This window comes from Sulfurospirillum arcachonense DSM 9755 (assembly GCF_000597725.1).
GTDB lineage: Bacteria > Campylobacterota > Campylobacteria > Campylobacterales > Sulfurospirillaceae > Sulfurospirillum_A > Sulfurospirillum_A arcachonense.
This window is the reverse complement of sequence record NZ_JFBL01000024.1, coordinates 1-10,413: the sequence shown is the minus strand read 5'-3', so window position 1 is coordinate 10,413 and position 10,413 is coordinate 1. Positions and strand designations below refer to the sequence as shown.

Genomic DNA, 10,413 nt, shown 5'->3' with positions numbered 1-10,413 from the left:
GTCAATAATTCCTTCTTTAAACATATCTACATATTCACCATTTGAAGCATTGAAGCCATAGTTGTCATTGTTTTCTTGCATAACGTTGTTTACAATAACACACTCGATTGTTGGTGGTATTTTTGGTGTTGGTTTTTTGAGAGAGTACCTTGAAAATACAAATATTAAAGATGAAATTGCACATGATAGAGAAATCATTGTTGATGAAAAGAAACTTCTTAAAGCTTATACTGGAGAGTTAAAAACACTCGAAGCAAAAGAGAAAAAAGGTAAATATGATTATGAAAGAATCGTTGAACTTTACAAAATGATAGATGAAGAAGAAGAAAAAATAAAAGAGGCTAAAAAGCATTTAAAAAGTGCAGAAAAAGTAAAATATGTAAAAAGAGATGCCTTAAAGAAAATTGTAGCTGCTTGGGTAATTACAGTTCCAGCTGCTGCTGTTTTATCAGCATTAGTCTATTTTATGCTAAGAGGTATGTTACTACATTAATATGATTTAGATAGAAATCTAACAAAAGATTTCTATCTTTTCCTTTAAAATATTAAATATCGGAAATCACTTTATTTCTACCACTTTCTTTAGCTTTATAGAGATAATCATCAACCCTTCCTATTTATTATAGATTCTAACAAACAAAACGAGTAGACATTTTATAATAATTTTTTCATAAAATCATAAATGATTAAAAAATAAGCATTAATATGTTGCTTTTATAATCTATTTTATGTTAATATGTAAAATATAAAACATATAAGAGGTTTTTACCTCATATGTCTAATAGATTACTAGGGTTCCGATCTACTATAGATGTCTGGTCCGAGAGTAATCGACTCTTAAATAGAGAGTTACACGGAGGGATAAAAGCCCGGGAGGTTTAAAGACCTCTTCATGTGTTTTAAATTCTATTTAGGAGTATTAGATGAAATCATCTACTTTCGCAAAAGCTTTTAAGCTACTTACATTGTCTGTTCTTTTTTTAGGGCTATCACTAAGCTCAGCATATGCTGAAACAAAAAAAGATTTTAAAGTTGCATGGAGTATCTATGTAGGTTGGATGCCTTGGGATGTTATCGAATCTCAAAAGATTATGGATAAATGGGCAAAAAAATACGGGATCAACGTTGAGATAGTTCAGATAAATGACTACATAGAATCAATCAACCAATTTAGTTCAGGTGAATTTGACGGATGTGTTATGGCAAATACTGATGCACTAGGAATTCCAGCGGCTGGTGGTGTTGACTCTACTGCTCTTATTATTGGTGATTTCTCAAATGGAAATGATGTTGTTATCTCAAAAGAAGCAAAATCTCTAAAAGAGCTAAAAGGCACAAATATCAATTTAGTTGAACTTTCTATCTCTCACTATCTTCTTGCACGTGGATTAGAAAAAAATGGCATGACTGAAAGAGACATAACAGTTGTCAATACTTCAGATGCAGATATGGTTTCAGCTTATACAACTCCTCAAGTTTCTACAGTAGTTACATGGAAACCACAAGTAAGTGAAATCATGGCTATGCCTAAGGCAAATAATTTGTTCAATAGCTCCGATATTCCAGGAGAGATTATCGACTTGATGGTTGTAAATACGCAGACACTTAAAGAAAATCCAGCACTTGGTAAAGCATTAGTTGGTGCTTGGTATGAGATGATGGAAACAATGACTTCAGATACTAAAGAGGCGAAAGAAGCAAAGACAATTATGGCAAAAGCTTCAGGAACTGATTTACCTGGTTTTGAAGACCAACTAAAAACTACACATATGTACTATAAGCCAGCAGATGCAGTTAAATTCAACAATAGCGATGAGATTGTAAAAACAATGGAATTTGTTGCAAAATTTTCTTTTGATCATGGTTTATATGGAGAAGGTGCGAGTGATTATGGTTTTGTAGGGATTGAATTTCCAAATGGAAAAGTTATTGGAAATAAAGACAATATAAAATTAAGATTTGATGATACATATATGAAAATGGCTTCTGAAGGTCAACTATAATTAGGATTTTAAATGAAAAGGTTAATTAATCAAGCTCCATCAAAAATGACAAATATGTTTTTGGGGCTTTTGCCTTTTCTTTTGATTTTAGTAGTTTATATGGGTTCATCAAATGCAAGACTTGCAGAGAATCCTAATGATAAACTACTACCATCCATCGAAAAGTGCATTGGCTCAATGAGTAAAATGGCATTTGAAAAGAGTAAACGAAGTGGAGATTATATCTTACTCAATGATACTCTTTCAAGTTTAAGAAGATTAGCGATGGGTGTGTGTATAAGCGCTCTGTTTGCTTTGGTTATCGGTATTGCTATAGGTGTGGTTCCTTATTTGACATCAACCTTGTCTCCTTTGATATGGTTTTTTTCTCTAATACCAACTATGGCGATACTCCCGATACTCTTTATTGTCTTTGGACTTGGAGAGTTATCAAAAGTAGTTTTGATTATTTTAGGTGTTGCACCTATTATGACTAGAGAAATTTATCAAAGAGTGAAGGAGATACCAAGTGAACAAATTATCAAGGTACAAACTTTAGGTGCAAATACTTGGCAGATTATCACACGTGTGATGATTCCACAAATTTTTCCTAGATTGATAGATGCTATTAGGATAACACTAGGAACGGCTTGGATATTTTTAATCTCAGCAGAAGCAATTGCTGCAACTGAGGGATTAGGGTATAGGATATTTTTAGTTCGTCGTTATCTTGCTATGGATGTTATCTTACCATATGTAATTTGGATTACATTTTTAGCTTTTTTGATTGATTTTATACTAAAGCAATTTAACCAAAGATTATTTCCTTGGTTTGGTAAGGAGTAGCCATGAATCTTGTTGAAGCACATAATATTTGGAAGAGTTATGGTGATACAATTGTTTTAGAACATGTGAATTTTTCTATGAAAGATGGAGAATTTTGTACCCTAGTAGGGCCTTCAGGATGTGGTAAAACTACATTTTTAAGAATGCTTTTGGGAATTGAAGTTCCATCAAAAGGCAAGTTGCTTTTTGAAGGAAAAGATTATCCACAAGAACCAAGTGATGAGAGAGGTATTGTTTTTCAACGCTATTCAACGCTTAGTCATTTAAATGTAATTGACAATGTAATTATAGGAATGGAGTTTGAACAATCACAGCTTTTTGGAAAACTTTTTGGAAAAGCAAAAAAGAGAGTTTATGAAAAAGCAGAAGAAATTTTGTGTGCTGTTGGTTTGCAAGATGCAAAGTATCAGTATCCTCATGAGTTAAGTGGTGGTATGAAGCAAAGATTGTCAATAGCCCAATCTTTGATAAAACAACCAAAACTTTTGCTTTTAGATGAGCCTTTTGGGGCACTTGATCCAGGGATTAGTATAGATATGCATGAGTTACTTTTAGATATCCATGCAAAGCTCAATTTTGGTGTAGTGATGGTGACACATGATATTAGTGAAGCATTTAAACTAGGTACGAGAGTGTTGGTTTTTGATAAAGTAAAAACTGATAAAGAGTATCCAAATAGATTTGGCTCGACTATTGTAAATGATATAGATTCTAGTAAGGGAAGAAAAAATGAGAAGTGAAAAAATAGTATTTAATGAGATTTTACCAACAAGTGTAAAGTGGTCAAAAATCATAAAAAGAGGACAAACAATTCAACTAAAAGCTTTAGGAAATAAGGCAAGTTTAAGCGCAATGTTTTACAACGCTTCAAATGTTAGTGAGCGATTTAACAGTGCAGATACAGTGAAGGTACAGTGGAATGCTTTTTTAGGAGAGGAAAAAGTTTTATTATCTGAGATGGGAAGAGTATTGTTTGCAATTACCAAAGACACTACAGATGGTTTGCTTGATATCTTAGGTGGTATTTCAAACGACAGAATCATAAAAGAAAACTTTGGAGATAAAGCAACTTTTGATAGTTGTAGAAATGGTTACTATAAAAGTGATAGAGAAAATTTCATGATAGAACTTGGAAAATATGGAATGGATAAAAAAGACTTTATCCAACCACTGAATTTGTTTAAAAAAGTAGATGTTAAAGAGGGTTCAAAACTAGTTTTAAGCCAAAAAAATGCAAAAGAGGGTGATGTTATAGAACTTACTGCTCATATGGATGTGTTATTGTTTTTATCAAATACTCCACATGTTATGGACAAATCAGGTGATTATGATAGCAGTGATATAGAAATATCTATCTTTGATGCTATAGAGATTAAAGATGAAGATTATGCCCATTATTCTGAAGAAGCTAAAAGAGGCTTTATAAACACTAATAGATATTTTATATAAGGAATTACAGATGTCAAAAGATATAAAAAACGCAATTTATAATGAAAAAATTTTATCAGGACTTCCTTGGTCAGGTGTCATAAAAAAAGGACAAACTTTTAGAATAGTTGATCTTGAAGGATGCCAAGCTGTCGATACACTCTTTTATAACAATGATAACTATTCAGAAAAATATAGTGCAACAGATACGATAAGAGAGCAAGAGAGTATCTTTATAACAAAAGGTACAAAGCTTATGAGTATTGATGATAATGTGATGATGGAGATAGTAGAAGATACTTGCGGTAACCACGATACATTAGGTGGGCATTGTAGTGCAGAGAGTAACTCTGTAAGATTTGGGCTTGATAAAAAGTATATGCACTCATGTAGAGATAACTACCTTACACTTGTGGGTGAATTACAGATGAATCCAAAAGATATAACAAACAATATAAACTTTTTTATGAATGTTCCTGTTGAAGAGGATGGACATTTAGCGATAGTAGATGGTATTTCAAAACCAGGAGATTATGTAGAAATGGTTGCAAAGATGGACACTTTAATCCTTATATCAAACTGTCCTCAACTCAACAACCCCTGTAATGGCTATAATCCAACGCCAATACAACTTATCATCTGGGATAAATAGACTTATTTAGTCAAAAATTTCATAGGACGACCTATGAAATATAAACAATCGGGACGGCCCGTTACTTAATTATTAAGGATATAAATTGTTTAAGAGAGTTTTAATTGCAAATCGTGCAGAAATTGCAAATAGGGTTATCAAAACTTTAAAAAAGATGGGTATAGAATCTGTTGTTATTTATAGTGAATCAGATAAAGATGCTTCTTTTGTTATGAATGCTGATATATCAGTACCATTGCATGGAGTATCTCTTGATGAAACTTATCTTGATTATAAAAAAATTATACGCATATGTAAAGAAAACAATGTTGATGCGATACACCCAGGTTATGGCTTTTTAAGTGAAAATGTAGATTTTGTTGCAGAGTGTGAAAAAAATGAGATAATTTTTATAGGTCCGAAGTCTCAACATATAAAAGATTTTGGTCTCAAGCATACTGCGCGCCAAATCGCAAAAGACAATGATGTTCCTTTGTTAGAAGGAAGTGAACTTTTAAACACATTAGAAGAAACAAAAGAAAAAGCTGCTCAGATAGGCTATCCTGTGATGCTAAAAAGTACTGCTGGAGGGGGTGGTATCGGTATGAAGCTTTGTTTTAGTGAAGAAGAATTAGAGCAAAGCTATAAGAGTGTTATGAATCTCGCACAGGCAAATTTTGGCAATAGTGGTATATTTTTAGAAAAATATATACAAAATGCACGTCATATAGAAGTTCAAATCTTCGGTGATGGAGAGGGCAATATAAAGACTCTTGGAGAGAGAGATTGTTCGATTCAGCGAAGAAACCAAAAAGTTATAGAAGAAACTCCTGCTCCAAATATATCAGATGCACTTAGAGAGAGTTTATATGAGGCTTCTTATAAATTAGCAAAAGCAGTCAATTATAAAAGTGCAGGTACAGTTGAGTATATCTATGATACTCAAGCAAAGAAGTTTTATTTTCTTGAGGTAAACACAAGATTACAAGTAGAACATGGTATCACTGAAGAGGTTTGTGGTGTTGATTTAGTTGAGTGGATGATAAAAATAGCAGCAGGGGATAACCAAGATCTTTTAGAGTATGAACATAATCCAAAAGGACATGCTTTTGAAGTTAGAATTTATGCAGAAGATGCAAGTAAAAACTTTCAACCAAGTACTGGATTGATTACAAAGGTAAAATTTCCTGATGATGTGAGATGCGATACTTGGATAGAAAATGGCTGCCAAGTGAGTCCTTTTTATGATCCTCTTTTAGCAAAGATTATTACATGTAGCCAAACACGTGAAGAAAATATAGCAAAACTACAAAAAGTATTAAGTGAGACAAAGATATATGGTATCGAGTCAAATATCTCGTATTTAGAGGTTATAACAAAGCAAGAATTTTTTCACAACACTACTTTTACAACAAAGGTACTAGATACTTTAGAGTATAACCCTTATAAGGTAGATGTACTAAAATCTGGAACAATGAGTACTATACAAGATTTTCCAGCACGTGCTGGGTATTGGGCTGTGGGTATTCCTCCTTCAGGTGCTATGGATAATCTTACACCAAGACTACTCAACAAAATCTTAGATAATAAACAAGAAGCTTCGTTTATCGAGATGACTTTTGTAGGGGCAACTTTTAAATTTAGACAAGAGAGTGTTATCTGTTTTGGTGGTGCAGATATGCAAGCAAAAATCAATGGCAATTTAGTTCCTATGTATGAAGCAATCAATGTTACATGTGAAGATATTTTAGAGTTTAAAAAAGTCGTTGGTAATGGAAATAGAACATATCTTGCTATTCAGGGTGGATTTGATGTAGATACTTATCTAGGAAGTGCTTCGACTTTTACTCTTGGTGAGTTTGGTGGACATGGAGGAAGAGCATTACGAGCAGGAGATGTTTTAGATTTTTCTCCTAAAAAAGAGCATGATTTTGAAAAACTAAAAGAGATACCAACTCTGTATGAAGAGTGGGAGATAGGTGTTGTTTATGGTCCTCATGGAAGTCCCGACTTTTTTACAAATCAAGATATTACAGAGTTTTTTAATGCTTCATGGGAAGTACATTTTAACTCAAGTAGAACAGGTGTAAGGCTCATAGGTCCAACTCCATCATGGGCAAGAGAAGATGGTGGTGAAGCAGGACTGCATCCATCAAATATACATGATAATGCTTATGCCTTTGGTACTATTGATTTTACTGGAGATATGCCTGTTATTTTAGGTCCTGATGGTCCTAGTCTTGGAGGATTTGTATGTCCTGCAACGATAATCTCATGTGAACTTTACAAAGTAGGGCAACTCAAATCAGGTGATAAGATAAAGTTTAAACCAGTTAGCTTAGAAAATGCAGATAAAATGACTAAAGCTTATGAAGAAGCTATACAGACAAATGGTATTTTACCAAAGTTGGATGATTATGTAATTGACTTTGATGTTGTAAGTGCAACACCTATTATCAAGATTTTAAACTATAAAGAGTTAAACCTTGATATAACAATTAGAACAGCAGGAAATGAGTTTGTCTTAATAGAAGCAGGAGAGTTAAAACTAGATATCGAATTAAGATTTTTTATCCATGCGCTTATGAGTTATATAGAAGATGAAAATGTAGTTGGAATTATTGATTTAACACCTGGTATAAGAAGTTTACAGATTCATTTTAATAGTCAAACAATAAGTAGAGCGGCTATACTGGATCTTGTAAATAGAGCTCTTGCATCTTTAAAAAATATAGAAGACTTGGAAGTTGATTCAAGAACAGTTTGGTTACCACTATCTTGGAATGACCCTTCTATACAACTTGCTATTGACAAGTACCAACAAGGGGTAAGACCAAATGCACCTTGGTGTCCATCAAATATAGAGTTTATAAGAAGAATCAATGGGCTAGATAGTACTGATAAAGTAAAAGATATAGTTTTTAATGCAGATTATCTTGTGATGGGATTAGGAGATGTTTATTTAGGTGCTCCTGTGGCAACACCACTTGATCCATCGCAAAGAGTAGTAACTACAAAGTATAATCCAGCACGTACGTGGACAGCACAGAACTCTGTGGGAATTGGTGGAGCATATATGTGTGTGTATGGGATGGAAGGACCAGGTGGGTATCAACTTTTTGGTAGAACCCTTCAAATGTGGAATACTTATAGAAGTACAAAAGAGTTTACAAAGCCTTGGTTGTTACGCTTTTTTGACCAAATCAAATTTTATCCAGTAAGTACAGAAGAGTTACATGAGATAAGAGAAAAGTTTTTATATGGAAAGTATTCTTTAAATATTGAGTCAAAAACTTTTAAACTCAAAGAGTATAAACAGTTTTTAAAAGATAATCATGAATCTCACAGTACTTTTCAAAAAAAACGCCAGAGTGCTTTTGAAGATGAAAAAACTATGTGGAAAGAGAAGGGCTTAGATGCCTTTGATACACATATAGAAAGTTTTGATACACAAGAGGAACTTATCTTAGCAGATGATGAAGAAGCAGTTGAGTCAAGTATGTCTGGAAATATCTGGAAGATAGAGGTAAAAGTAGGGGATAAAGTAGAAATAGGAGATGTTCTAATCATTTTAGAGTCAATGAAGATGGAAGTAGATATAGAGGCAGAAGTAAGTGGGGTAGTTTCTCAAATCCTTTATAAAGAAGGGGACAATATAAAAAGTGGAGATAATCTTGTCGTTATCAAAAAGGATGAAAAGTGAATTTATCTATAGAGAGTTTAAAAGAGCAATATCTTAGTAAACAAATAAGTATAAGAGAAGTTTTTGCATCAATTTTTTCTAAGATAGAGGAGACTAAAGATTATAATATCTGGATTTATACGCTCAGCCAAGAGGAGATAGAGGTATATATAAAAAATCTAGAAGATAAAAATCCGAGTGATTTTCCACTGTATGGCATACCTTTTGCGATAAAAGATAATATAGATTTAAAAGCAATACCAACTACTGCTGCTTGTAAAGAGTATGAGTATATACCTGATGACTCTTCTTTTGTAGTTTCTAAGCTCATTGAAGCTGGGGCAATCCCTGTTGGAAAAACAAATCTAGACCAATTTGCAACCGGACTTGTTGGTACAAGAAGTCCTTATGGGGCATGTAAAAATGCAATCAACCCTGAGTATATTTCAGGAGGCTCAAGTTCAGGAAGTGCTGTAAGTGTAGCACTTGATTTAGTGAGTTTTTCACTTGGAACTGATACGGCAGGTTCAGGAAGAGTGCCTGCAGCTTTTAACAATATCATAGGAATAAAAGCTTCAAAAGGGGTTTTAAGTACTAGTGGTGTTGTTCCTGCTTGTCGAAGTTTGGATTGTGTTACTATATTTGCTAAAACTTTATCATCTGCACAGAGTGTTTTTGATATTGTCAATAAATACGATGAAAAAGATATATATGCAAGAGAGTATGAAGCTACAAAGAAAGAAGTAAAAGAGAAGTTTACTTTTGCAATTCCAAAAACAGAACAGTTGAAATTTTTTGGTGATGAGGCTGCTCAAAAACTTTTTGAAGAGGCAGTCTTAAAGTTTGAAAATCTTGGAGGCAAAGCTGTAGAGATAGATTTTGAACCATTTAACGAGAGTGCAAACTTACTTTATAGTGGACCTTGGGTCTGTGAGAGATATATTGCGATAAAAGAGTTGATAACGAAGAGACCAGAAGTTTTAAATGAGACTGTACGAGCTATCATCTCAAATGGTGACAAAATAGATGCTATAAATTATTTTGAATCTGAATACATCTTAAAGAAAAATAGAAAATTGATAGATAAAGTCTTTGCTACATATGAATTTTTTCTCACTCCAACGACAGGAACGATTTATAAAATTGATGAGGTAAACGCTAACCCAATTGCACTCAATACAAATCTTGGTTACTATACAAACTTTATGAATTTACTTGATTTATGTGCTATTGCTGTACCTGCTGGTTTTAGAGAAAATGGTCTGCCTTTTGGGGTAACTCTAGTCTCTGATAGGTTTGAGGAAGAGAAACTTTTTAGCTATAGTACAAAATATTTGGAGAGAAAATGAAAGATACTGAAATATTAGTGGGAGTATGTGGTGCTCATATGAGTGGATTAGCTCTAAATTGGCAATTGACACAGCTTGATGCACAACTTGTACAAAAAACACAAACAAAAAAAGGGTATAGACTTTTTGTCTTGGAAAATAAAGATCCGATTCGACCAGGAATGGTCTTTGATAGCTCAAGTGAGTTCCAAATAGATGTTGAAGTTTGGTCAATGCCTGTTGCAAATTTTGGAAAATTTATGAAACAAATTCAATCGCCTTTATGTATAGGAAGTGTTTTTTTAGAAGATGGAAGTAGTGTTTATGGATTTTTATGTGAGAGTGAGCATGTAAAAGATGCAAAAGAGATATCAAATCTAAAAAGTTGGAGAGCCTTTATAGGGATGCAAACTCCTATGAAATAGGAGTTTGCTCAGAGTAAATAAGAATTTACATCATTCCAGGCATTCCGCCCATTCCTCCGCCCATGCCACCCATGTCTGGCATAGCTGGTTT

The 10,413-nt window shown here is 33.4% G+C and carries 9 protein-coding genes and 1 riboswitch; all 9 genes read left to right on the top strand.

Annotated features, from left to right (window positions below; all coding sequences use genetic code 11):
* Positions 1-85: 85 nt before the first annotated feature.
* Positions 86-493: an inorganic phosphate transporter gene (locus K354_RS0113345; RefSeq protein ID WP_024955985.1), complete on the top strand. Its 408-nt coding sequence runs from the start codon at positions 86-88 to the stop codon at positions 491-493.
* Between the two features lie 285 nt (positions 494-778).
* Positions 779-878, top strand: a riboswitch (guanidine-I (ykkC/yxkD leader).
* Between the two features lie 45 nt (positions 879-923).
* On the top strand, positions 924-2,003 hold the full coding sequence (locus K354_RS0113340) for a putative urea ABC transporter substrate-binding protein (RefSeq protein ID WP_024955984.1): 1,080 nt from the start codon (positions 924-926) through the stop codon (positions 2,001-2,003).
* 12 nt (positions 2,004-2,015) lie between these two features.
* Positions 2,016-2,828, top strand: coding sequence for an ABC transporter permease (locus K354_RS0113335; RefSeq protein WP_024955983.1), 813 nt, complete (start codon positions 2,016-2,018; stop codon positions 2,826-2,828).
* A 2-nt stretch (positions 2,829-2,830) separates the two neighbouring features.
* Positions 2,831-3,568 carry an ATP-binding cassette domain-containing protein gene (locus K354_RS0113330; protein WP_024955982.1) on the top strand — a complete coding sequence of 246 codons (738 nt, stop codon included), beginning with the start codon at positions 2,831-2,833 and terminating at the stop codon, positions 3,566-3,568.
* Positions 3,558-4,277, top strand: coding sequence for an urea amidolyase associated protein UAAP1 (locus K354_RS0113325; RefSeq protein ID WP_024955981.1), 720 nt, complete (start codon positions 3,558-3,560; stop codon positions 4,275-4,277). Before K354_RS0113330 ends, K354_RS0113325 begins: the two co-directional genes overlap by 11 nt.
* 10 nt (positions 4,278-4,287) lie before the next feature.
* Positions 4,288-4,908 carry an urea amidolyase associated protein UAAP2 gene (locus K354_RS0113320; RefSeq protein WP_037940889.1) on the top strand — a complete coding sequence of 207 codons (621 nt, stop codon included), beginning with the start codon at positions 4,288-4,290 and terminating at the stop codon, positions 4,906-4,908.
* An 85-nt stretch (positions 4,909-4,993) separates the two neighbouring features.
* Positions 4,994-8,590, top strand: a complete 3,597-nt coding sequence (uca, locus tag K354_RS0113315) for an urea carboxylase (RefSeq protein ID WP_024955979.1) — start codon at positions 4,994-4,996, stop codon at positions 8,588-8,590.
* Positions 8,587-9,918, top strand: coding sequence for an allophanate hydrolase (atzF, locus tag K354_RS14475; protein ID WP_037940886.1), 1,332 nt, complete (start codon positions 8,587-8,589; stop codon positions 9,916-9,918). Before uca ends, atzF begins: the two co-directional genes overlap by 4 nt.
* A complete protein-coding gene (locus K354_RS14470; RefSeq protein WP_037940884.1) occupies positions 9,915-10,322 on the top strand; it encodes an allophanate hydrolase-related protein in 408 nt (135 codons plus the stop codon). Before atzF ends, K354_RS14470 begins: the two co-directional genes overlap by 4 nt.
* Positions 10,323-10,413 lie beyond the last annotated feature (91 nt).

Excerpts from the sequence above, each read along its gene's own strand:
- K354_RS14470 (WP_037940884.1), top strand. The coding sequence starts at position 9,915 with ATGAAAGATACTGAAATATTAGTGGGAGTATGTGGTGCTCATATGAGT.
- K354_RS0113335 (WP_024955983.1), top strand. The coding sequence starts at position 2,016 with ATGAAAAGGTTAATTAATCAAGCTCCATCAAAAATGACAAATATGTTT.
- K354_RS0113330 (WP_024955982.1), top strand. The coding sequence starts at position 2,831 with ATGAATCTTGTTGAAGCACATAATATTTGGAAGAGTTATGGTGATACA.
- K354_RS0113340 (WP_024955984.1), top strand. The coding sequence starts at position 924 with ATGAAATCATCTACTTTCGCAAAAGCTTTTAAGCTACTTACATTGTCT.
- K354_RS0113320 (WP_037940889.1), top strand. The coding sequence starts at position 4,288 with ATGTCAAAAGATATAAAAAACGCAATTTATAATGAAAAAATTTTATCA.
- K354_RS0113325 (WP_024955981.1), top strand. The coding sequence starts at position 3,558 with ATGAGAAGTGAAAAAATAGTATTTAATGAGATTTTACCAACAAGTGTA.